21 protein-coding genes and 1 pseudogene are annotated in these 23,317 nt (G+C 39.2%); 21 read left to right on the top strand and 1 reads right to left on the bottom strand.

What is annotated here, in order from left to right:
• Positions 1-49 precede the first annotated feature (49 nt).
• From flgK to DESME_RS12215, 21 genes and pseudogenes are all read left to right on the top strand, one after another.
• Positions 50-1,576, top strand: a complete 1,527-nt coding sequence (gene flgK / locus DESME_RS12310) for a flagellar hook-associated protein FlgK (protein ID WP_006715946.1) — start codon at positions 50-52, stop codon at positions 1,574-1,576.
• Between the two features lie 15 nt (positions 1,577-1,591).
• Positions 1,592-2,503 carry a flagellar hook-associated protein FlgL gene (gene flgL, locus DESME_RS12305; protein WP_006715947.1) on the top strand — a complete coding sequence of 304 codons (912 nt, stop codon included), beginning with the start codon at positions 1,592-1,594 and terminating at the stop codon, positions 2,501-2,503.
• Between the two features lie 13 nt (positions 2,504-2,516).
• Complete coding sequence (locus tag DESME_RS12300; protein WP_006715948.1) at positions 2,517-3,065, top strand: DUF6470 family protein; 549 nt, start codon at positions 2,517-2,519, stop codon at positions 3,063-3,065.
• Between the two features lie 47 nt (positions 3,066-3,112).
• A complete protein-coding gene (gene fliW / locus DESME_RS12295; RefSeq protein WP_006715949.1) occupies positions 3,113-3,571 on the top strand; it encodes a flagellar assembly protein FliW in 459 nt (152 codons plus the stop codon).
• A 1-nt stretch (position 3,572) separates the two neighbouring features.
• Entirely contained in the window at positions 3,573-3,806 is a 234-nt protein-coding gene (csrA, locus tag DESME_RS12290) for a carbon storage regulator CsrA (RefSeq protein ID WP_006715950.1), read from the top strand.
• A gap of 332 nt (positions 3,807-4,138) precedes the next feature.
• Entirely contained in the window at positions 4,139-5,350 is a 1,212-nt protein-coding gene (locus tag DESME_RS12285) for a flagellin N-terminal helical domain-containing protein (RefSeq protein ID WP_006715951.1), read from the top strand.
• 141 nt (positions 5,351-5,491) lie between these two features.
• Positions 5,492-5,734: a hypothetical protein gene (locus DESME_RS12280; RefSeq protein WP_167998842.1), complete on the top strand. Its 243-nt coding sequence runs from the start codon at positions 5,492-5,494 to the stop codon at positions 5,732-5,734.
• The gene (locus DESME_RS12275) at positions 5,731-7,533 is read left to right on the top strand and encodes a motility associated factor glycosyltransferase family protein (RefSeq protein WP_006715953.1); all 1,803 of its coding nucleotides are present in this window, start codon (positions 5,731-5,733) and stop codon (positions 7,531-7,533) included. The genes DESME_RS12280 and DESME_RS12275 overlap by 4 nt, the downstream gene beginning before the upstream one ends.
• 126 nt (positions 7,534-7,659) lie before the next feature.
• Positions 7,660-8,643, top strand: coding sequence for an NAD-dependent 4,6-dehydratase LegB (locus tag DESME_RS12270; RefSeq protein WP_006715954.1), 984 nt, complete (start codon positions 7,660-7,662; stop codon positions 8,641-8,643).
• 24 nt (positions 8,644-8,667) lie between these two features.
• On the top strand, positions 8,668-9,831 hold the full coding sequence (locus DESME_RS12265) for a LegC family aminotransferase (protein ID WP_006715955.1): 1,164 nt from the start codon (positions 8,668-8,670) through the stop codon (positions 9,829-9,831).
• 18 nt (positions 9,832-9,849) lie between these two features.
• Positions 9,850-10,890: a sugar phosphate nucleotidyltransferase gene (locus tag DESME_RS12260; protein WP_006715956.1), complete on the top strand. Its 1,041-nt coding sequence runs from the start codon at positions 9,850-9,852 to the stop codon at positions 10,888-10,890.
• Positions 10,891-10,922: 32 nt separating this feature from the next.
• Positions 10,923-11,543 (top strand): annotated as a pseudogene (locus DESME_RS16315) (acetyltransferase); the annotation flags it as partial.
• A 33-nt stretch (positions 11,544-11,576) separates the two neighbouring features.
• Positions 11,577-12,587, top strand: a complete 1,011-nt coding sequence (neuB, locus tag DESME_RS16310) for an N-acetylneuraminate synthase (protein ID WP_041484249.1) — start codon at positions 11,577-11,579, stop codon at positions 12,585-12,587.
• Entirely contained in the window at positions 12,584-13,750 is a 1,167-nt protein-coding gene (gene neuC / locus DESME_RS12250) for a UDP-N-acetylglucosamine 2-epimerase (RefSeq protein ID WP_006715958.1), read from the top strand. Before neuB ends, neuC begins: the two co-directional genes overlap by 4 nt.
• Before the next feature lie 4 nt (positions 13,751-13,754).
• A complete protein-coding gene (locus DESME_RS12245; protein ID WP_006715959.1) occupies positions 13,755-14,336 on the top strand; it encodes an acylneuraminate cytidylyltransferase family protein in 582 nt (193 codons plus the stop codon).
• Positions 14,337-14,691: 355 nt separating this feature from the next.
• Complete coding sequence (gene fliD / locus DESME_RS12240) at positions 14,692-16,983, top strand: flagellar filament capping protein FliD (protein WP_006715960.1); 2,292 nt, start codon at positions 14,692-14,694, stop codon at positions 16,981-16,983.
• Positions 16,984-17,035: 52 nt separating this feature from the next.
• Entirely contained in the window at positions 17,036-17,428 is a 393-nt protein-coding gene (fliS, locus tag DESME_RS12235; RefSeq protein ID WP_006715961.1) for a flagellar export chaperone FliS, read from the top strand.
• Positions 17,428-17,760, top strand: a complete 333-nt coding sequence (locus DESME_RS12230) for a hypothetical protein (protein ID WP_006715962.1) — start codon at positions 17,428-17,430, stop codon at positions 17,758-17,760. The genes fliS and DESME_RS12230 overlap by 1 nt, the downstream gene beginning before the upstream one ends.
• A 24-nt stretch (positions 17,761-17,784) precedes the next feature.
• A complete protein-coding gene (locus DESME_RS12225; RefSeq protein ID WP_006715963.1) occupies positions 17,785-18,174 on the top strand; it encodes a flagellar protein FlaG in 390 nt (129 codons plus the stop codon).
• Positions 18,175-18,541: 367 nt separating this feature from the next.
• Positions 18,542-20,716 carry a chemotaxis protein CheA gene (locus tag DESME_RS12220; protein WP_006715964.1) on the top strand — a complete coding sequence of 725 codons (2,175 nt, stop codon included), beginning with the start codon at positions 18,542-18,544 and terminating at the stop codon, positions 20,714-20,716.
• A 326-nt stretch (positions 20,717-21,042) separates the two neighbouring features.
• A complete protein-coding gene (locus DESME_RS12215) occupies positions 21,043-21,489 on the top strand; it encodes a chemotaxis protein CheW (RefSeq protein WP_006715965.1) in 447 nt (148 codons plus the stop codon).
• A 461-nt stretch (positions 21,490-21,950) separates the two neighbouring features.
• Here DESME_RS12215 and DESME_RS12210 read toward each other — a convergent pair whose 3' ends face one another.
• The gene (locus tag DESME_RS12210; protein WP_006715219.1) at positions 21,951-23,234 is read right to left on the bottom strand and encodes an IS110 family RNA-guided transposase; all 1,284 of its coding nucleotides are present in this window, start codon (positions 23,232-23,234) and stop codon (positions 21,951-21,953) included.
• Between the last annotated feature and the right edge of the window lie 83 nt (positions 23,235-23,317).

The following is a 23,317-nucleotide window of genomic DNA, read 5'->3' as shown; positions in this document are numbered from 1 at the left end:
AGTTTAGTAGGATTGATTACCTTATAAAAGGTATATAGGGGAGGATATTATGAGCTCCACTTTTTTTGGACTTGAACTCTCGCGGCGCGCACTTGAAGCGCAACAAACCGCTTTAAATACAACCGGACATAATATTTCTAACGCAAACACAGCAGGGTATACCCGACAGATTGCGAATTTGACGGCAACGACACCGGAAACGCTAAATACGATGGGGCATAATGTGAGTGTGGGTACAGGGGTAAAGGTTGATACTATTGGACGTGCTCGAGATGCCTTTGTCGACCGGCAGTATCGCTGGGAATCGTCAAAGCAAGGGTATTGGACAACCCAACAAGATATATTGCAAAAAGTGGAAGGCATGTTTAACGAACCATCTGATAACAGCTTGAGTTCAGATATGAATCAATTTTGGACTGCATGGAGTGATCTTGCTAAAGATCCGGAAAACATGGGGGCAAGAGCTGTCGTGCGTGAACGGGCCTTAACCTTAACGGATAGCTTCCATCACATTGCCCAACAAATAACAGACAAAAAGGGCGATATTGAGGCTGAAGTAAAGGTTCAAGTTCATCAGATCAATAATTATGGTGATCAGATTAAAAGTCTTAATGAACAAATTAAAAGGGCAGAGGTCAACGGAGATAGTCCGAATGACTTGCGCGATAAAAGAGATCAGCTTGTGGATGAATTATCTCAGATTGTTACCGTTCGGGTAGTTGAAACGAAAGATCCCAAGTTTACGGATCGTGTAGTCAACAATTACAAACTTATGATTGGCGATGAAACGTCCGCAGTGAATACTCTTGTCGATGATAGTGCAGTGCGCCATCTGATTGATCCTCCAAACCAATCTCTAACAACAGGCATGTCACTGATCGAATGGGAGGGTGCACCGGGTACAGATGTCAAGTTAGGAAATCAGATGGGTGAATTGGCAGCAAATCTAGAATTGCGAGATAATTATCTGGTAAACTTGGGAGCTCAGTTTGACACGCTAGCGCAAGGCGTTGTCGATGCGGTGAATCAGATTCATAGTCAGGGTCAGGGCTTGAAGGCGATAACTCCGCCAGCTACTGGAATTAATTTTTTTGATGTACCTACTTCCGTAATATCCGATGTTAAAGCTTCAAACATAAGCATCAATCCTATAATTTATGATGCAACTACAAATTCAGGAAATTTATCTCAAATTGCAACGGGAGTCATTACTGATCCGGTAGCGGTAGGTGATGGAACGATAGCACAAAGAATATCGGCACTCGCAAATGGCTGGTCGACGATTACATCCAAGATAGCTTCCTTAAGTTCTGCTACTTCCATCGGAGACTTTTATGGGGCTAGTATTGCTCAGCTCGGTGTAGATGTTCAACAGGCTAACCGGATGAAGTCAGGAGAGGATGTACTGGTCACGCAAATCACGAATCAACGTGAATCGAGTTCAGGAGTTTCTCTTGATGAGGAGATGACAAACCTGGTTAAATTCCAAAAAAGTTATGCAGCTGCTGCGCGTATGGTGACCATGATGGATGATATGCTCAATACGATCGTTAACGGCATGGGTATAACACGATAAGGTAGGGTGATAGTAGTGAGAATTACAAATAATATGTTGAGTCAGAACTTACTTCGCAATCTTGAAGCAGCTCAGGGGCGCATGGATAATTTACAAAACCAGCTCGGATCAGGTCAGAGAATTACCAAACCTTCAGATGACCCCGTAGGAATTGAAAATGCCTTGCGGCTTAAAACGACGATTTCAAGTGTGGATCAATGGAAGAATAATGCCAGTCAAGCCTTATCGATCATGAACACAACGGATAGCACCTTAGGTGATATGAATTCGATGCTGCAGCGGGTTCGAGAATTAACAGTACAAGCTGCCAATGGTACAAATACGGTTGAGTCTCGTCAAGCTATAGGACAAGAGGTTGATCAGATAAAGAATCAGCTTCAAATGCTAGCGAAAACTCAGATCGGAACTAAATATATTTTTGGGGGTACTCAAACGGATCAACCTCCTATCACTATAGATCCAATTACAGGGACAACGAATTGGCAAGGAAATGTACAGGATATTGCCTATCCGGTTGGTACAAATCTAAATATGCCGATTTCTGTGAACGGCAATACGCTTTTATTTAACCCAATGGATGGTAAATCTACAGGGCTATTTACTACTTTGGATAATCTAAGCAACCTTCTCAAGGATCCAACGAAAACTGGGGAAGATATTAGCAATACGCTTCCGAATATAGATGGAAATATCGATAATGTTCTAGCATTGCGTGCTGGATTAGGAGCTCGTACGAATCGTATGACTGCAATCAGCGAACAACTTGATTCTACATCAACAAATCTTGTACAAAATCTTTCGGATATTCAGGATGCGGATATGGCTAAAACAATTACCGATTTTCAAAATCAGCAGAATGTTTATAAGGCAGCTTTGTCAGTAGGAGCACAAATCATCCAGCCTTCCTTAGTTGATTTTCTGAAGTAAGGAGTGATTTTTTATGCTCCAACTCAACATCTCAACTCGGCCTCTTCAACTGGAGTATACAATTAAAAACGCCCAGTTGAACTTGCGCATCACTCAACCTTCGTTACAAATGCAGACTACTCCTCCACTGTTAGAAATTTATCAACCTCCTGGCGAACTGATAATTGATTCAACTCCTAGTCGTTACTCCATCGGACTAAAGAATAATACTGATTTTTCTCGGGATAACGCAGAATTTGCAAAGCAAACTGTTATGAACACTATCGCTCGAATTGCTCAAGAGGGACATATACTGGCTGCGATTGAGAATAAAACTAATGCAATTGCAAAGATAGCTGCTAATTCAACCTTTTCGGAAGTCCCTGCCATTACATTGGCCCCTATAGAAGCTCCACATATTAGTTACCAAGCCAATCCGGTTCAATTCAACCTCATTCCTGGAAAAATAAACTATAATTTTCAACCTGGCACAGTCCAAGGAGAATATCAGCCCGGAAGTCTCGATATTCGGGTTATACAATATCCCAGTATTACGATTTCAACAGTGGATGTTCAGGTCTAAAGGCTGCCATGCACTATGCGTAATGAGATCCCGATAGGAGGCAACACATGAAAATAGAATCAACGAGATTTGGTGAACTGGAAGTAGCCGAAGAACAAATCATTAATTTTCCCCATGGAATTCCTGGTTTTCCTGACGAGAAGACTTTTGCCTATATTTTACAGGACGATGAAAGTCCTTTTTCTTTTCTCCAGTCTACAACTGAAGTAAATTTAACGTTTTTATTAGTCAATCCTTTTGCATTTTTTAATGACTATGAATTTGTCTTAGAGGATGATATTGCAGATGAATTAGGCCTTTCCTCGGAAAATCCACCTCAAGTGTTTTTAATTGCTTCGGCAAAAGAAAAATTGGCGGATATGACAGTGAACCTGATGGCCCCTGTAATAATGAATAGGGTTAATCAAACAGGTAGGCAGGTTATTCTGGACAAATCAGAGTATTCTATTCGCCACAAACTGTTTCCTAATGGTCTGCGTAAAGAAGCGACTGAAGGGGGAAGGTAATATGCTGGCATTAACCCGTAAAGTTGGCGAGCGGATTGTTATCGGTGACAACATTGTGGTGACGGTGGTCAACATTAAAGGGGATAGCATCCGCGTGTCTATTGAGGCCCCCAAGGAAATCAAAATTTACCGTGGCGAGATTTTCGATGCTATTGCAGAGGAGAATCAACAAGCCACTGTTCCCTTGGATTTTTCAGAGCTAGATTTACTTAAAGGGTTGCAAAATAGAAAGTAAGATGTAAAGCTACATCTTACTTTCTATTTTGCAGAGAAACCGAAGAGAAGATTTTTCCCTTTGGCTTCTCTACTATTGCTCCTATATCTGATTTGAGAAACATGGTATGAAAAAAAGAGAAAATAGGAGATTAAGCGATATATTAAATACAGACAAGTTAATTTGGCCATAAATAGCCCTAAGGTAAAGACTGTGAACCTACGATACAATAAATAGGCAGATATAGTAGAAAACCTTTAGTCCGACCGGCCGGAGGCTGAAGAGTTCTACTTTTAGCCAATGAAGATGCACGGGCAAGGATGCCTGGCATAAAAATCAAGGAGGAATATATTATGATTATTAACCACAACCTAGGTGCTTTGAATGCTAACCGCAACATGGGTATTAACCAAGCAAATGCTGGCAAATCAATGGAGAAACTTTCTTCAGGCCTTAGAATCAACAGAGCTGGCGATGATGCAGCAGGACTTGCTATTTCCGAAAAGATGAGAGGACAGATTAGAGGACTTGACCAAGCTTCAGCTAATTCTCAGGATGGTATTTCCATGATTCAAACTGCTGAAGGTGCGTTAAATGAAACTCACTCAATTCTTCAAAGAATGAGAGAACTTGCAGTTCAAGCGGGTAATGATACAAACACATCCACAGATAGAACAGAAATTCAAAAAGAAATGAACCAATTAACTTCTGAAATTAACAGAATCGGAAACACGACCGAATTCAATACTCAAAAATTACTAAATGGTAACAAAACGGGTGCAGCTATTGCTACAGCTGTTACGGCTGTAATTGGTCACTATACATTAGCCGCAGCTACAACGGGGGTTCTAATCCAAGGTATAGATGGAGTTAATGTTACTACAGTTTCAGCTACTACAGTAAATGGCGGAGCGTCGAACTTGGCCACAGCTATTAATGCAAATACAACGCTTGCAGCAAAATATACAGCGACTACTTCTGGCGCAATAGTGAAAATTGCTCAAAAAATTGCTAGTGATACTCAATTGGCTGTAACAAGTGGACTTGTTGCTACAACTGTAACTGCAGGGATAGCTGCTAAAGATGTTAGAGATGGTTCAGCAACTTTACAAATTGGAGCAAACCAAAGTCAAACGTTTACTGTTGACGTTGCAGATATGAGAGCTCAGGCTTTAGGTTTAGCTTCTGTAACTGCTGGCACAAACTTTACAACTGGTACTACGAATCAATTAACTGATAAGAGTCGCGCTGCTAATGAATATGCATTGGACATTTCGACTGCAACTAAAGCAACCGCTGCGATTACTACAATTGATACTGCTATCGGTAAAGTTTCTTCTGAAAGATCTAAACTTGGTGCTTATCAGAATAGATTAGAGCACACAATTGCTAACTTAGGGACATCTAGTGAAAACTTAACTTCAGCAGAATCAAGAATTAGAGATGTTGATATGGCAAAAGAAATGTCTACTTTCTCTAAAAATAATATTCTTAGCCAAGCTGCTCAAGCGATGCTTGCTCAAGCTAACCAACAACCTCAACAAGTTCTCCAATTGCTGAGATAATTTAGAGCAGATAATAACAAAAATAGGATCAGAGGTTAGAACTCTGATCCTATTTTTGTACCAGTCAAAAGCATGGTTTCGGGTGGCATAAGTTTAACTAGGGTATCCGAAAGGTTGGTTGAAGTGAATAATGTTATAAATATGGTTGATGAAATTCAAAATTATGTATTTGATTTTAATATAAAACCTGCCATGGACATGGCGTCTAAACTGATTGAAGAGTTAATTTTACTTTCTACTAAATTAAATGTATCAAGCTTAAATAAATTGATGGGTATTCTTAATTTAATCAATATTGCTTTAGGCAGTAAGGATTATCTATTATATAATGATATTTTACAATATGAATTAAAACCCTTTTTAGAGACGGAGGGTAATGTATGAACATCTATGAAAAGAACCTTGAATTTTTTAGAGATAACCTAGAATTTGTATATAACTGTTTAATATTTGAACAGTCCAGATATAATTCGAAAATAAATGTTATAAGCGACCCATTGAATTTATGTGTAGAGAATGAAGGGAAAAAGTGTTTTATTCATAGCACCTATGACATCAATAGAGAAAATAGTAGGATGTTTTCCTCTATAAATGAAGATGTAGAAAAACTCGTTATTTTTGGCTTTGGTGTTGGCAAATGTATTGATTATATTAATAATAATTACAAAAATTTGAGAAATATTACGATCATAGAACCTGATTTAAATATTTTTAAGATTATGCTCAATTATGTAGATATGGTCAAACTGATGAATAAAATTGGGAATATTACCTTTATCGTAAATAAATCTAAAGAAGAAGCTACAGAAATATTATGGGATTGTTTGAAAGATTCACTTACGGAAAAAGTGGATCTAATTTATAATATAGCATATCGAAGCTTATATTTAGATGATTATGAATATATAAATAAAACGATTGCAAACAATGTTAAAAATTATCAAATAAATATTTCAACGGAAGATCTTTTCCTGTTTAAATGGGCTGAAAATATACTAAATAACAATAAACAAGATGCTTATTTACTGAGTAAACTTGTAGGCAAATTTAACAATGTTCCAGTTGTATTAGTTTCTGCAGGTCCATCTTTAAATTATAACATGCAATATTTAGAGCAAGTAAAGGATAAGGCTATAATAATCGCTCTAGGTTCTGCCATTAGAATACTTGATCATAATGGGATAATCCCACATTTTCGATTAGCATTTGATGGTAGTGAGGCTGAAAGAAATGTATTTAAGAATATTGACACAGAGGCGTCCGCGTTAATTTTTTCAGATATGTTAAACTATAACATCGTAAATGAGTATAAGGGCAATAAGCTGAGAATGGTTTTAGACACCGACTATATAAGTCAGTATATTCAATCCGAGGTTTATGGCAATAATTATATTTTTCAATCTGGTTTTTCAGTAGTTAATGTTGCACTAGATGTTGTGTTAAAGCTTGGATTCAAAAAAGTTATCTTTATGGGGCAAGACCTATGTTATACAGAGGGTAATGTTCATGCTAAAGGTACTTGGAGAGAAGACAATGAAGTGAATATTGATGAAAGCAAATATTCGAAGACAACTAACGTTAGAGGTGAAACAGTTTATACCGATAAACCCTTTTTAGGTATGAGAGATTTGTTAGAACAAAAAATTAAAATGAACAGTGGAAATACATATATTAACGCTACAGAGAGAGGCTTGTATATAGAGGGAACTATCAATAAGAATTTTACTGAAGTTATTAAAGAAGATTTAATTAATGATTTTGATATTGAACTTATATTAAATGAAGTATTTAGTGAAGATAGTAAGAGCAATCATAACGAAAAAATAGAAGCTCTAAATACAACTTTGACTAATAACTTAAAAGATTTAATTAAGATAAATGACGATAGACTCAAAAGATTAAAAAAGTTAAGCAGATATTATAACAAAGGGTTAGGAATAAGTAAATTAGAGATGGAACTTAACTATATTCAAACCATAGAAAATGATTTGGAAAATATCGATTTTTATAGAGTAGCCGTAAAACCTATGTTATTTAGTAAATTTAAAGCTATATACATGAACTATTCCTATAATGGGAAGGATCCGAAAATTATAGTGGAAAAGAATATAAAAGCTTTACTAGGCCAAACCGTTTCATTAAAAGAGTATTTAAGCTTTATTTATAATCTAATAGCGAATTGAAATATGTTCAAAACCGTCCCCTTAAGTTGGAAAGGGTGTAATATAACATTGAGGGCAGTATAGTAAATACTTTTGGGATAAGGGTTGATTTCGTTAACTATTTTTTGAACAAAGAAGGAATGTATAATGCCTAATAAGGTTCTAGTCACCGGTGCAGATGGCTTCATAGGGAGCCATCTTGTAGAACAACTTATAAAATCAGGTCAAAAAGTTAAGGCTTTTGTATATTATAATTCGTTCAATAGCTGGGGATGGCTCGATTCATTTCCAATAGAACTGTTGAACGAAATTGAAGTATTTACTGGTGATATTCGTGATCCTAACGGGGTTAGGACGGCAATGAAAGATGTAGATGAGGTTTTCCATCTTGCAGCTTTAATAGCAATCCCCTTTAGCTATCATTCACCTGATTCCTACGTAGACACAAATATTAAAGGCACCCTCAATGTGCTGCAGGCAGCTCGCGATATGGGAACGAAAAGAGTTTTGGTGACCTCTACGTCAGAGGTCTATGGCACTGCACAATATGTCCCCATTGATGAAAAACATCCCTTCCAAGGGCAATCCCCCTATTCAGCAACGAAAATAGGAGCTGACAGACTAGCGGAGAGTTTTTGGCGAAGCTTTAACATGCCTATTACCATAGTACGTCCCTTTAATACTTATGGGCCGCGTCAATCGGCAAGGGCAGTGATTCCAACAATTATCACCCAACTTTTATCGGGAATGACCGATATAAAGCTAGGCTCTCTTACGCCAACCCGTGATTTTAATTATGTCAAAGATACGGCTCAAGGTTTTATCGAGATAGCAAAGTCGAATACAACGATAGGACAGGAGATAAACATAGCGACGCAGCATGAGATTTCGATCGGACAGCTTGCACAAGAGCTAATCAATCAGATTAACCCTAAAGCTCAGATAATTTGTGATGAGCAAAGACTACGACCAGAAAAAAGTGAGGTTAACAGACTCCTAGGTTCTAATCAAAAAATAAAAGAACTTACAGACTGGGAGCCAAAGTATACTTTACAGAAGGGTCTCGCTGAGACTATCATGTTTTTTAAAGAGAATTTAGATAAGTATAAAACAGATATTTATAATCTGTAATTAGTGAATATAGGAAGTGCTTTTATGGATAAATTTATTCCGCTTTCTGTGCCAAACTTTAAGGGTAACGAGCTAAATTATGTAGCAGATGCGGTTAAAGCAGAATGGGTGTCCACTGGAGGTGCATATATCGACAGATATGAAAGAGAAATTGCTCATTATTTAAACATAGAGACAGCAGTAGCTTGTCAGAGCGGGACCGCTGGTTTGCACTTAGCTCTCATTTTAGCAGGGGTAAAAGCCGATGATGAAGTAATCGTACCAACGTTAACCTTTATAGCTGCAGTCAATCCTGTGACGTATTTACAGGCTCATCCCATTTTTATGGATTGTGATGATTCACTGTGCATGGATATGGATAAGTTAAGTGAGTTTTGTCAGAAGGAGTGCGATTTTAAAGATCACAAACTCATTAATAAATCGACCGGAAGACATATTAAGGCAATCGTAGTGGTGCATGTTTTCGGAAACATGGCAGATATGCCTGCAGTTATGGATGTTGCGGAACAATATAATCTCAAGGTTATTGAGGATGCGACTGAAGCGTTGGGATCATATTACACGGATGGCCCGTATCAAGGTAAATATGCAGGAACCATTGCGGATATTGGGGCATATTCCTTTAATGGAAATAAAATAATTACCTCTGGTGGAGGTGGTATGCTTGTTTCTTCAGATTTAAACATATTGAAGCAAGCAAAATATCTATCAACTCAGGCTAAAGATGATCCGGCTAACTTTACTCATGGCGATGTGGGTTATAATTATCGGATGACCAATCTACAAGCCGCTTTAGGCGTTGCTCAATTAGAGCAGCTTGAACATTTCATAACGATTAAAAAGGAAAACTATTTTCACTATAGAAACGAAATAAACTATGGATTTCAAGGCTTAAGACTATTAGACTTTAGAGAGAATGTCAGACCGAACTACTGGTTTTATTCTTTATATATAGAGGATACTGATAAATATTCGCGTGATCAAATCATTGAACGATTGAAGAACGAAAACATTCAAACTCGTCCGCTCTGGGGGTTGATTCACGAACAAAAACCGTATTTACAGGCGCAATCGTACAAGATCGAGAAGGCTTTTCACTATTATAATCGAATTGTGAATATTCCCTGCAGTAGTAACCTATCCACAGATGATGTATTTAAAGTTATTGAGGCCATCAAGTTCATATAATGAAGAGGGGGATGAGCGGTGAGCGTAGAGGCACTGTTTATTGATGAAACGCAAAATGTGCTAGAGGCGATGAAACGGATTGATGCGACCGCTAGACAAACTCTCCTTGTAGTTGAGGATAGCAAATTAAAAGGAATTATCACTGATGGAGATATTCGCAGACATTTGCTGCGTGGCGGAAAGCTGGAGGAGAAGGTCAGTAAAATAGCCAATTATCATCCTCGTTATATATACGAAAAAGATAAGGCTAAAGCGCAAAAATTAATGAAAAAATGGTCAATCCTTTCTCTACCTGTTGTGAATGAGAACCTTGAGATACAGTCTGTTCTATTTTTGAATGATAATGAAATTGGACGGAATCATTCTTTAAATGTACCTGTCGTCATTATGGCCGGTGGACTAGGGACACGACTTTATCCCTATACCAAAATATTACCCAAGCCGCTTATTCCTATTGGGGAAATACCGATTACAGAGCATATTATCAATCAATTTTTAAACTTTGATTGTGATAAATTTCATCTGATTGTTAACCATAAAAAGAATATGATCAAGGCATATTTTAATGAAGTGGAAAGGAAATATAAGATCGAATTTTATGATGAGGATACACCCTTAGGAACTGGGGGTGGACTTAGCCTTCTTAAGGGAAAGGTCAATGATACGTTTTTCTTTACGAATTGTGATGTTTTAATCAGGGCTAATTACAGAGAAATCTACGATTTCCATAAACAGAACAATAATATGATAACGATCGTTGCGGCCTTTAAACATTTGACCATTCCATATGGAGTTATCAATATGGATGGGAAGGGTGAGATTGCCGAGATGATCGAAAAACCTGAATACTCCTTCCTAACCAATACAGGCTTTTATGTGGTCGAGCCGGAAGTAATCAATGGGATAGAGGAGAACATAGCAATAGGGTTCCCTGATATCATTGAGCAGCAAAAAGAACGTGGAGGCAAGATTGGCGTTTTTCCGGTTAGCGAAAAAAGCTGGCTCGATATGGGGCAGCTTGAAGAATTGGAGAATATGAGGAAAGAACTTGGGGTTTAATATAACCACGATTGTTTGATAAGGAGTATAAGATGGCTAAGAAAGATATTGTAGTTATTGGTACAAGCGGGTTTGCAAAAGAAATACTATGGTTACTTGAAGAAAATAATAAAATATCGAATGAATGGAATATACTGGGGTTAATAGACCAATCGTATACTTATAATACTAAACCGATTCTTGGATATTCCGTTATCGGTGATGATGAGTGGTTGGCAGATTATGAGGACGAAATATATGTGGTAATTGGGATAGGGAACGCATCACTTCGGAAAAGAATTGTACAGAAGTTTAAAGACAAAGAGAATATTAAATTTCCTAACATTATATCGCGTGGTGCAACTTTATCAAACAGCGTGGAAATGGGTAAAGGTTGCATAATCTGTACGAACAGTGTTCTGACTGTGGATATTAGGCTGGGGGATTTTGTTACTATTAATTTAGATTGCACAATAGGCCATGATGCAGTTTTAGAGGACTATGTTACGTTATATCCAAGTGTAAATGTCTCTGGAAACGTTAATATAAAGTCCGCAACAGAAATCGGAACAGGAACTCAAATAATCCAAGGATTAAATATCGGGGGAAATACCTTTATTGGTGCCGGCGCGGTCGTTGTTCGCGATATATTAAGTAATTGTACCGCCGTAGGTAATCCTGCTAAAGTTATAAAAAATCACAAATTTATGGGAAAAGGTGAAAATAAGACTTTAATTATTGCAGAAGCCGGTGTTAATCATAATGGACAATTAGATACTGCTCTGAAATTAGTGGATGTGGCGGCAGAAGCCGGTGTGGATGCTATTAAGTTTCAGACATTTAAGTCAAATAATGTGGTATCTAAGTTTGCACCAAAGGCTGCATATCAAGAAAAAACGACAGGCACAGATGAAACACAGTTAGAAATGGTAAAAAAATTGGAACTCTCATTTGAAAACTTTAGGTTGATACAGAATTATTGTGATCAAAAAGACATTATTTTTTTATCAACTCCATTTGATCTTGATAGTATAGATTTTCTAGCAAGCCTAGATTTGCCTATTTATAAAGTCCCCTCAGGAGAGATAACAAATCTACCCTATTTAATGAAAATTGCTTGTTTGGATAAGCCTGTGATAATGTCAACTGGGATGAGCAATTTGGATGAGGTTGGGTTGGCATTAAATGTACTCCGGGATAATGGGGCAGGGACAGTAACCTTATTACACTGTAATACTCAGTATCCAACGCTTTTCGAGGATGCTAACCTTAAGGCAATGCTAGCATTAAAGGAAAGGTTTGGAGTTACAGTTGGCTACTCAGATCATACCTTAGGGATCGAAGCCCCTATTGCAGCAGTAGCGTTAGGAGCTACGGTAATTGAAAAGCATTTTACATTGGACAAAAATATGGAGGGACCCGATCACAAGGCAAGTCTTGATCCGCAGGAACTCAAAGCGATGGTAACGGCGATTAGAAATGTTGAAGTCGCTTTAGGAACAGGGTTAAAAGAACCCTCGGATTCTGAGTTACCCAATAGAGAAGTGGCTCGGAAAAGTATCGTTGCGAAGCGGAATATAACCAGAGGTGAATTACTTACTGAAGATAATCTAACAGTTAAGCGCCCTGGAAACGGTATTTCACCGATGAAATGGTTTGAAGTACTTGGGACAACCGCAAATCGTGATTTCTGTGAGGATGAGTTGATAGAGCTATGAAAAAAACAATCTGCATTGTAACGGGTACACGAGCTGAATACGGTCTACTCAGGACGATTATAAAAAAAATTAAAGCTAATAATGAGTTTAATATAAGAGTTGTGGCAACGGGCATGCATCTGTCTAAGGATTTTGGTCTTACCTATAAGGAGTTAGAAGCAGATGACGTTTTAATCGATGCTAAACTTAATGTATTGCAAAATGATGATTCTCAAAAGGCTATGTCAAAAGCTATCGGGACGGGTATCATTGCTTTTGCAGAGTATTTTGATAAGAGAAGGCCTGACTTAGTTATCGTTTTAGGTGATCGTTTTGAAATTTTTGCGGCAGCAACAGCTGCTGCAGTAGCTTGTATACCTATTGCTCATCTGTATGGTGGAGAAACAACGGAAGGGGCGATTGATGAGTTCTTTCGCCACTCTATTACGAAAATGAGCTATTTGCATTTTACATCCACAGAGAAGTATAGGCAGCGTGTTATAAATATGGGCGAATCACCAGATCGAGTATTTAATGTTGGTGCTATGGGTGTGGAGAATATTCTAAGCATGCCTTTACTGCCTAAAATCAAGTTGGCTCAAAGCATTAACTTTGATTTAGAAGTTCCGTATGCACTTGTAACATTTCACCCAGTAACGCTAGAAATGGATGCAGCGACTAAACAACTGGAAGAGCTTTTAGCGGCACTAGATGAAATTAATGGTTTGAATTTCATCTTTACAAAAGCGAATGCGGATGCCAATGGTCGGGCTATTAACAAAAGAATAGATGAATACTGTAAGGATAGGGAAAATACCACAGCCTTAACATCACTGGGAGTTTTACGTTATCTTTCAGCGATGAAATATTGCGAAATGGTAATTGGCAATTCCTCGAGTGGAATCATGGAAACGCCAAGTTTTAGAAAACCTACGATTAATATTGGGGACAGACAAAAAGGAAGAATCTGTGCAAAATCTGTTATTAGTTGCGAGCCGGAAAGACAAGCCATATTAGATACTATTAAGAAGGCAAGGTCACAGCAGTTTCTACTTGAAATAGAAAATCAAGAGACTCCCTATGGTGATGGAATTACTTCTGAGAAAATTATAGCCGTTATAAAGGATTTCTTAGGTAATGATAAGATAAATCTTAAGAAACGCTTTTATGATGTGAGAGGATAAATCGATGTATAAATCTAAAAGAATAATTGCTATTATTCCTGCACGAAGTGGATCTAAGGGTTTGCCCAATAAAAATATTCGTAATCTAAATGGTAAGCCTTTAATTGCCTTTAGTATCGACGGTGCGAAGGAAACCGGGATATTCGATGAAATATTTCTTTCAACAGATTCACAGAAATATGCGAATATAGCAATTGAGTATGGAGCAAACGTTCCATTTTTAAGATCGGAAAAGCTGGCTACAGATACTGCTTCGACATGGGATTGTGTAGTGGAAGCTCTCGAACAATATCATGCCATTGGCAAAGATTATGATATCTTCGTTATCTTACAACCGACATCACCCTTACGAAAAGCGGAAGACATTATAAATGCAATTGAATTGATGATAATGAATAGTGCCGATTCAGTAGTGTCCGTGTGTGAGTCTGAACACTCTCCATTGTGGTATAATACCTTACCAGAAAATAAATCGTTAAATGGATTTTTGCGTAAGGAAATTTTAACTAAACCTAGACAGGAGCTGCCAACTTACTATAGGATTAATGGAGCGATATATGCTATCAAAACAGATTATTTTCAGTAATCTCAAAACATTTATGATGGCAACTCTTTTGCTTATATAATGCCGAGAGAAAATTCAATTGATATAGATACCGCACTTGATTTTTCTATAGCGGAGTATGTCCTTACACAGAAATTGTAAAATGAAAAGATGCTTATTTTGCAACAAACATAGACTTGATTTAATAGAGGGCCAAACAAGCTGACCGTAATAAAATTTCTATTTACCCCTAATATTTCGTGGCGCTTCTTACGATATAAATAGTAAATCCACCAATCACACTGAGGTGTTTGATTGGAAATTTTTATATTCTAAAGCGGTGACGGTTGACACTACTGAAAAAATAAATATCAAAGTGAAATAGGAGGGTTAGCATATGACAATTGGATCAATCGGAGGAACTTATGGACTTTCTGGTTCGGGAATGGATATTGATGCAATCGTCAAGAAGTTAATGACGGGGCAGCAAGCAAAAGCTGATGCTTTGCTACAAAAGAAAACGATAGCGCAATGGCAGAAGGCTGCATACAATTCTATGTATGTTGATATCAATAATTTTCGCACTACCTTGTTTGATTATAAACTTCAGGGGACTTTAAGCCCAAATAAGGTTTCTTCAAGTAACCCATCTAACACATCGGTAGCAACAGTATCGGCTAGTGCGGATGCAGCGGATGTGAATCATTCCTTAGTGGTTGCTCAGTTAGCTGATGGCATAAAGCTAACTAGTACAGCGAGCCTGTCTCCTGCAGGGACTACTATAGATAGAACTTCAATTGCTACTCAATTATACGCTGGAGTGGCTATAAATGATATTTCGGTTACCATAACGAACGGTTCATCAAGTACCACCATTGCAGTTAATCCCAACGGTACACTCAATGATTTTGTGAGTCAAATTAATAACGCAGGTATCAACGTGACGGCTAATTATGACAGTACGTTAGATCGCTTTTTTCTTACTACAAACAACTCTGGCTCAAACGCGGCTATCAGCTTTGCCGGTAGTAACGCTAGCGGAATGACTTTTCTTGATAAATTAAAACTCCCTTTATTATCTGGATCTAATATATCAAGCAGCAGTCAGGTTCAAACGACTTTAGCCTATATCAATCCTGCACTTTCATTAGGTAGTCAATTTACTAATCTGACCAATTCTACGCTAAAACTTACTAATTCTAATGGAACAACGCAGATCATTAGTATTGGAACGGGTAATAGTTTAAATGATTTAATGGGAGCTATAAATGCAGGCACTAATGCAACTGCAAGTTTTGATTCCACAACCGGGAAATTTTCTATTACTCCGACTAATGGCGGGACACTTTCTATTGATGGAAGTGATCAAAGTGCTAAGGACTTATTTGCGCAATTGCATCTTCCAGCTAATTTTAACTCAGGAAAAGTTACAACGAGCATAACAGGCGTTTATACTCCTGTTGCTTTTAATGCTGGTTCGGCACTAAATACTCAATTTGGGGAATTTTCAACATTCACATCTGGACAAACTTTTACTCTGAAAATTGCTACCGGTACCGATACACCTACATCGGTAACGATTGATCCAACTGTTGATTCGTTAAATTCAATGCTGACTAAAATAAGTTCAGTAACAAATGTGAGTGCTACCTACGATTCGACTACGGGAAAGGTGATGCTGAGTTCTACAAACGGTAAGAGCCTGAATTTTACCGGAAGCGATGCAGCGGGAACTAGTTTTTTAGTCAATACATTAAAACTTCAACAATCTGGTCATGATGCCGTTTTCAAATTAGATGGAGTGTCTCTAACCGAAGCCAGTAATTCATTCAATATCTCTGGTGTTACGTATAACTTAACAGGTGTTTCAACTAACGCAGCGATGTTGTCAACCAGTGTTATGGATACTACTGTTGGGGAAGTGACCAACATTAGCGTTACAAGTGATGTTGATAAAGCAGTGGCTAGTATCCAATCCTTAGTTGACTCCTATAACAAAATTTTAGCAGAAGTCAATGGTAAATTGAATGAAACTCGGTATAAGGATTACTTACCTCTTACAGATGATCAGAAGGCGGCAATGAAGGATTCGGATATCACGGCATGGAATGCCAAGGCACAAAGTGGGATGCTCCATAATGATACTACTTTGACCAGTCTTGTGAACTCCATGCGGAATGCCTTTAGCGGGCCAGTTTCGGGCATTCCAGCCACAAATGTTAATGGCAGTTTCATAACTTATAATAGCGCAGCTTCAATTGGAATTACTACTGGTGACTATACTGAGGGCGGCAAACTATACTTAGATACGAACAAATTACGAACGGCTCTGCAAGCTAATCCCAATGTGCTAAATCAGTTATTTGGTGCTAGTGGGCAAACGACAACGGGCGGTGTAACAACAACAGATACTCAAAAGCAGGGGATCGCTGGGCGGTTGTACGATGGAATCAAGACCTCGCTGGATCAATTAGTAGAAATAGCTGGGGCATCAGCTCAAATCGATACAAAAAGTAACTATGCCAAAAAGATTTCCGACTATACAAAGCAAATTAGCAATCAAGCAGACAGGTTTAGTACGATGGAGAGTGCCTACTATAAGAAGTTTAATGCAATGGAAGTTGCATTACAGCAGATGAACTCTCAGAGTAGTTGGCTATCCTCGCAATTGAGTAGTATTGGTGGATAATCCTTATTATAAATAAGTGTATAATGTCTGGATGCAATTAGGAGGCTTTATTATGGTAAATTCGCAGATAGCGAATGCTTATAAAAATCAGCAGGTGATGACTGCTTCCCCAGAACAATTGACACTACTCCTTTATAATGGAGCCTTGCGATTTTTGAATGAAAGCATTTTGGCCATGGAGCAGGGAGACTTTCAGAAATCTCATAACGCCAATATGCGAGCTCAGGCTATCGTTCGAGAATTTATGCACACATTGGATATGAAATTCGAAATTTCTAAAGACTTGGCAAGGCTTTATGAATACACAGAATATTGTCTTATCCAAGGAAATATCAAAAAAGATGTAGAACAATTGAAACATGCTAAAGATGTGTTAGAGGATCTGCGTGAGGGTTGGACAGGGGCTATGCAACAAACCCACGTAGCACGGGCAGGAGCTAGGTGATGACGAATAAAACGTCACAAGATTTATGGCAAGATTATCAATTTCTAACCAAAGAGATGATTAAATTTCTAAATAAACCTGACATGAATCTTTTCTATGAATTGATGAATCAACGTGAGCGAATGCAAACCCTGATTGATGAAACACAAGATAAGGATTATAAAGCCACGTCAGAGGGAAACGCATTACTCTCCCAAATACAGCAAGATAATCAATACATTGCTAAACATCTGCAATTACAAATCAATCAGGGTAAGCATATTCATCAAGTCACAGAAGTCTACAATGGTTTAGGGACTGACCAAACAAGTAGGATGACCTGGAAAGGGTAATGTAGAAGGAAGGAGTAAAGTATTATGGTAAATGCGATTAATCCGCTGAATCCTATACAACTAAACAGTAATCAAAACCAGTCTCTGCCTGCGGATGTTTTTCCTGGCCAAAGGCAAGAGAAAGCGAATGATGTACCCATGTTGGTGGTAGACCGCAGGCAGGGTGTTTCTTCTGCCCGGGAGGAGGTGCCCCGCGAAGAGGTCGAGAAAGCGACTGATAAGTTAAATCGGATGATGAACATATTGGACACTCATAGGGTATTCCAAATTCATGAGGAATCCCATCGACTCATGATTAAAATTGTGGACAATAATACCAATGAAGTGCTGGATGAGATTCCATCGAAACGTCTTTTGGATATTCTTAGCGGAATTACTCAAGCGGTGGGGATTCAAGTCGACAAACGAATTTAATCAATAATGATAATGAAGAGCGCCACACATAAGGCACTCTTATTTTTTGCCCAAAAGTCCTACTCCCTAACAGACTAAAGTCATAGAGAATGTCGAAAATAGCTATTTACACCTATTCTAAAGAAATGATAGTATAAAGAATGGTATATAGGGATGCTAATATAAGATTGAATATGCACAAAGATTATCCTTATTTAGAGGAATTCAAAAAGAGATGGCGAATTACAGAACATTATAGATTCTATCATTCTCCTTAATTCGATGATGTTTTACATATTAGTGACTCTTGATTTTAGTTTTTAAAGTTAGTTTTTATTTGATATATTTACGTTTTTAGTAAGTGAGAAGATAGGGGTGGGACGAACATATGAGTGACGACGACAAACAAAATGGTGGAGTTGATTTAGGAGAATTTCTAGAATTTTATCTTTTGGATTCTCAGGAGCAGATTGAAAAGTTAGGCGCAGGGCTTTTGCAGTTGGAAAAAGAGGGTAATAATTCTGCCCTCATTAATGACTTGTTCCGATCGGCCCATAGTTTAAAAGGGGCTTCGGGGACGATGGGCTATACTTCCATTGTGGCTTTAACGCACTCAGCAGAGGATCTACTGGACCGATTGCGTCAAGGAAAAATCGAAGTTTCCATGGATTTAATCGATGTGTTGCTCTCAATGACAGACCGAGTTAAGGCGATGCTTGCGCAAGTTGAACAACATGAAGAGATTAGTGTTGAGTATCAGGATGTAGTGGATGAAATGAAAGCCCTATTGAATGGTGGGGGTAGCGCTGTACCTAAACAAGTCATTGAAGAGGTTAGTGAAAAAACGAACAATGATTTTGCCCCTCTTGATTTTTCGTTATCAGAACAAGAAAAAATGAAAATTGTGGATGCTCGAAGTTTAGGACATGGTATTTATCAGGTTGACGTACAATTTTCACCTAACACCCTGATGAAAGCGGTCCGTGCGGTTATGGCCGTTCAGCGGATGGAAAATTTGGGAACTGTGTTGAAGGCATTACCTAGTGTTGAGGAATTAGAAAACGGATCCTATGAGAGTTTTTCGATTCTCGTCTTATCGGATGAGCCTCAAGAAGAAATCCGCTCGGAAATTTTAGAGGTATCCGAAATTGACGATGTTTCTGTAAATGTATACCCAGGATTAGAAAATGAAGAATCTCAACTTGAACTGGTGCAAACATCTGCACAAGTTCAACAGGCAAAAGACGAAGCTGCTGCAACTTCAAATGCGGTTGCTACCCAAGGTGAAACTGCTGAAACGGTTCCAACCCAAAATCATCCTGTAGTTAAAGCAGCTCCTTCAGCTCCAGCAACATCTGGGGAGGGGAACCAGCAAGTCCACACGATCCGCGTCGATACCGTTCGAATGGATAATCTCATTAACCTTGTGGGTGAAATGGTGATTACTCGAACCCGACTGGTTCAAATTGGGCTCGATCTTAAAGAACAACACAAGATGGATGCCTTAGTTAATAATTTGAATGAAACGACGGTCTATCTGGGTCGTTTAATGAATGACTTGCAAGAAAGTGCTATGCGTCTGAGGATGGTACCTATCGGTACTGTTTTCAGTCGTTTTCCCCGTCTTGTCAGAGACTTATCGCGTAAAACCAGTAAGGAAATTGAACTTGTTCTCAAAGGGGAAGATACTGAGCTCGATAAAACGGTAGTTGAAGTTATTGGCGATCCTTTGATGCACTTGATCCGAAATTCTGTGGATCATGGGATTGAGCATCCGGAAGAACGTCTTGCTGCGGGAAAACCGGAAGTTGGGCAAATCACCTTGGATGCCTACCATGATGGAAACCATATTGCAATTCTCGTTGCAGATGATGGCGGTGGCTTAGACCTTCCTAAAATTCGTCAAAAAGCGGTTGAGAAGGGGCTGATTAGTGCTCAAGAAGAACTAACCGACCGTGAGATTGCAAATCTGATTTTCCTCCCTGGCTTTAGTACAGCCGATAAAGTTACGGACATATCCGGTCGTGGGGTCGGTATGGATGTTGTGAAAAAGGCCCTGAACAACCTTGGGGGTGTTGTCGATATCGATACCCGAAAAGGTTATGGAACAACATTCACGATTCGCTTGCCCTTAACGTTAGCCATTATTCAAGCCCTCTTGGTGGAAGTCGGAACGGAAATTTATGCTGTCCCGCTCTCCTCTGTCTTAGAAACTCTGCTCGTTGAGCGCAAAGAGATTAAGACCGTTGGTGGTTTACCGATGGTACAACTCCGGGGTAACACTTTACCTCTTATTTCGTTGCAGGAAAAATTTGAACTGCCGACACCTGAAACACCAAGTGCTGAAGTCTTTGTTGTTGTCGTTGGCTTAGGCGATAAAACCTTAGGCCTGATTGTCGACGGTCTCCGCGGCCAGCAAGAAATTGTCATCAAATCTTTAGGCGATGTGCTCAATAACCTTCCCGGTATCGCCGGAGCAACCATCCTTGGTGATGGAAAAGTCACCTTGATCCTAGATGTAGGAAGTCTCCTGCAAGACATCCTCGTCAAGCGGAAAAGCTGATCCACTCCTAAGCAGAAGTTTTGGCGAAGCTAAAAGCTAAAATGAGCTCAATAGCTTTATGAATGACTAAATGAAAGACTAAATATGACCCGCAAGCGTAGCTTCTCGCGCAGTAGCGAACGATTTCGCGGAGGGGCGCTGAAGCGCACAAAGCTTTCGCGGGGTAGCGGAGCCACTTGGTTCACTCAGGTACTACCCTGAGGTTTGGCGAAGCTCCCACGGAAGCATGTGTGCCAGCCCTGGAGCGCTGAGTGAGCGGATGCGCGAGAAGCTACATGACCCAAGTTGATTATATTAACTCAGAATGCAAAGAGGAGGGCTTACCCATGCCAGAAGAGCAACTCGTTACCTTTGGCCTCGGATCCGAAGAATTTGGGGTCGATATTATGCTAGTTCAAGAGATTATCCGTATTCCTCCCATTACTCGGGTCCCCAAGGCACCTAGTTTTGTCGAGGGTGTTATTAACCTCCGGGGAAATGTTATCACTGTCGTTTCTCTAAGAAATCGCTTTGGTATGGAACATGCTGAAGAAACCGATCTCAGCCGTATTATCGTCTTAGAAGTGAATAATAAGGTTTTTGGTATCCGGGTCGATGCTGTGACCGAAGTTCTTCGACTTGAAGAGGATGCGATTGAACCGCCACCGTCAGTTGCCATGGGCGTGGATTCCCACTATATTCGGGGTGTAGGAAAGATTGGAGATCGGCTTTTGATTCTGCTTGACCTCGAACATATTATGGGTGGAGAGATGAGCCATGAGTCCGGCAACTAATGCGCCAATCACGGTTCTTATTGTCGATGATTCTCCCTTTATGCGTTTAACCCTCCCTATAATATCTTGGGATTTACTTTGATTTTCTCTTGTTTTCATAGAATTCCTAACTTACCTAAAAAGCTCATCACGGATAAAATTCGCATAGAATGCATAATTCAGAGAAACTGAGTATGGCAAAGCCAACGTCTGCTATTTTTAATATGTTGGCCGTTGTAAACCCACTATACTCACGGTGGTAAACCTCCCATGTCTAACAGGGTCAAGATTAACACATCTGCCCTAAATTCCTTCGTTCCACCTATCCATGATTGGGTGTCAGTAATGCTACAAAACCGAGTCTTTGCTCTAATGGATAATATGTTGACTGACTACCAGCTCTTTTATCTTGTTAGATTACTATGATTTGGGTACATTCTGTGGTGACGCCTACCAACAGAACTGCTTATTTGCACTTTCTGTTACGCTGCTAAATACTCAACGGGACGATGGATGTCTTTAATTAGCTTTTGCGGGTCGTAGTCTATGCCTTTCGTTAATATTGCATAGAATACCCGAATCAGTTTACAGCTTAAGGCGATTAGCGATTGTTTCTTTTTGAGAGGATTCTTGTTTCTTGTCGTGTAATACTTATGTATCTCTGCAAACTCTGTGTTGTTAGAGACTAGTGGCATCACCGCTTGAAATAGAATTGCCCTCAGTCGCGCTCGCCCCCGTTTGCTGATCGTGGTCTGTCCTTTGTGCTTGCCTGAGCTGCTTTCTCGCAAGGCCAATCCGGCAAGTTTTTGAATCTGCTTCGGAGAATTAAAGCGTCTAATGTCTCCAACCTCAGAGATAAAACCAGCTACTGAAACCAGTCCCACACCTTTAATTTCAAGTAGCTTTGCTACTTCTGGTATTTGACTGCACAAACCATCAATGACCTCTGTGATCGCTTGATATTGTGCTGTTTTATTATGATAGTCTTGGAGTAATAGCTTGATTTCCATTCGGGAACAAAACTCTCCTTCGGTGCAACCAATGCTCTTTTGAGCAGCTTCATACAGGCTCTTAGCCCTTTTCATACCCACTGCCCTCAGTTTGTTGTCCCTCCAAATTTGGTTTATTCCTTCTGCTCCAAGTTTTTCAATATCGCTGGGTAGAGGGGCTTCTTGCAGCACCAGCATGCTACTTGTGGCATCAAATTTAGCAAACACCGTTTCATGCTCGGGAAAGTATATTTTTAGCCACCGCTGGATGCGATTTTTTATGCTATTCATATCCTTTTGTATGCGCATTCTGCAAGCCGTAGCTATTCGCAATTCCGCATAGATCCCTTCCGGAATGTAAGGCTCATTGAATCTGCCCTCGATCACCAGCTTAGCGATTGTTTTAGGATCCTTGGCATCCGTTTTGCTCGGATGATTGTCATCCAGTTCTTTACTACGTTTTACGTGAAATGGATTGACCAGGACTAGCTTAATGCTTTGCTCTTTAAAATATGATGCTAGATTGAACCAGTAATGGCCGGTTGGCTCTGCGCCTACTATTATGGAGTCCTTATGTGTCTGCCTTTTTAGCCGTTCAATCCATGCGTAGCAGTCTTTGAATCCTTCTGCAGTGTTTGCAAACTTGAATACTTTCCCTAGCTCTACTCCTCGCCAGTCGAAAGCTCTGGCATAATGAAGTTCGCTTGCGATGTCCACTCCAATGACAATACTACTTTCTGAAAGTTGATTTAGTTTCTCGTTTTGTGTAAAATTCATCTGGATGACCTCCGGTATTTTTTGATTGGATTCTGTTGGCCAACAGTGTGTCCTCTCAAAGCTTAACGTGAGGTCATCTTTTT

The sequence above is a fragment of the Desulfitobacterium metallireducens DSM 15288 genome (assembly GCF_000231405.2).
In the GTDB taxonomy this organism is placed as follows: domain Bacteria; phylum Bacillota; class Desulfitobacteriia; order Desulfitobacteriales; family Desulfitobacteriaceae; genus Desulfitobacterium_A; species Desulfitobacterium_A metallireducens.
This window is presented reverse-complemented; position numbering and strand designations above follow the sequence as displayed.

Excerpts from the sequence above, each read along its gene's own strand:
- neuC (WP_006715958.1), top strand. The coding sequence starts at position 12,584 with ATGAAAAAAACAATCTGCATTGTAACGGGTACACGAGCTGAATACGGT.
- DESME_RS12225 (WP_006715963.1), top strand. The coding sequence starts at position 17,785 with ATGGTAAATGCGATTAATCCGCTGAATCCTATACAACTAAACAGTAAT.
- DESME_RS12245 (WP_006715959.1), top strand. The coding sequence starts at position 13,755 with ATGTATAAATCTAAAAGAATAATTGCTATTATTCCTGCACGAAGTGGA.
- DESME_RS12275 (WP_006715953.1), top strand. The coding sequence starts at position 5,731 with ATGAACATCTATGAAAAGAACCTTGAATTTTTTAGAGATAACCTAGAA.
- DESME_RS12300 (WP_006715948.1), top strand. The coding sequence starts at position 2,517 with ATGCTCCAACTCAACATCTCAACTCGGCCTCTTCAACTGGAGTATACA.
- fliS (WP_006715961.1), top strand. The coding sequence starts at position 17,036 with ATGGTAAATTCGCAGATAGCGAATGCTTATAAAAATCAGCAGGTGATG.
- flgK (WP_006715946.1), top strand. The coding sequence starts at position 50 with ATGAGCTCCACTTTTTTTGGACTTGAACTCTCGCGGCGCGCACTTGAA.
- DESME_RS12285 (WP_006715951.1), top strand. The coding sequence starts at position 4,139 with ATGATTATTAACCACAACCTAGGTGCTTTGAATGCTAACCGCAACATG.
- fliD (WP_006715960.1), top strand. The coding sequence starts at position 14,692 with ATGACAATTGGATCAATCGGAGGAACTTATGGACTTTCTGGTTCGGGA.
- DESME_RS12210 (WP_006715219.1), bottom strand. The coding sequence starts at position 23,234 with ATGAATTTTACACAAAACGAGAAACTAAATCAACTTTCAGAAAGTAGT.
- DESME_RS12265 (WP_006715955.1), top strand. The coding sequence starts at position 8,668 with ATGGATAAATTTATTCCGCTTTCTGTGCCAAACTTTAAGGGTAACGAG.
- DESME_RS12230 (WP_006715962.1), top strand. The coding sequence starts at position 17,428 with ATGACGAATAAAACGTCACAAGATTTATGGCAAGATTATCAATTTCTA.
- DESME_RS12215 (WP_006715965.1), top strand. The coding sequence starts at position 21,043 with ATGCCAGAAGAGCAACTCGTTACCTTTGGCCTCGGATCCGAAGAATTT.
- DESME_RS12220 (WP_006715964.1), top strand. The coding sequence starts at position 18,542 with ATGAGTGACGACGACAAACAAAATGGTGGAGTTGATTTAGGAGAATTT.
- neuB (WP_041484249.1), top strand. The coding sequence starts at position 11,577 with ATGGGAAAAGGTGAAAATAAGACTTTAATTATTGCAGAAGCCGGTGTT.
- fliW (WP_006715949.1), top strand. The coding sequence starts at position 3,113 with ATGAAAATAGAATCAACGAGATTTGGTGAACTGGAAGTAGCCGAAGAA.
- csrA (WP_006715950.1), top strand. The coding sequence starts at position 3,573 with ATGCTGGCATTAACCCGTAAAGTTGGCGAGCGGATTGTTATCGGTGAC.
- DESME_RS12270 (WP_006715954.1), top strand. The coding sequence starts at position 7,660 with ATGCCTAATAAGGTTCTAGTCACCGGTGCAGATGGCTTCATAGGGAGC.
- DESME_RS12280 (WP_167998842.1), top strand. The coding sequence starts at position 5,492 with ATGGTTGATGAAATTCAAAATTATGTATTTGATTTTAATATAAAACCT.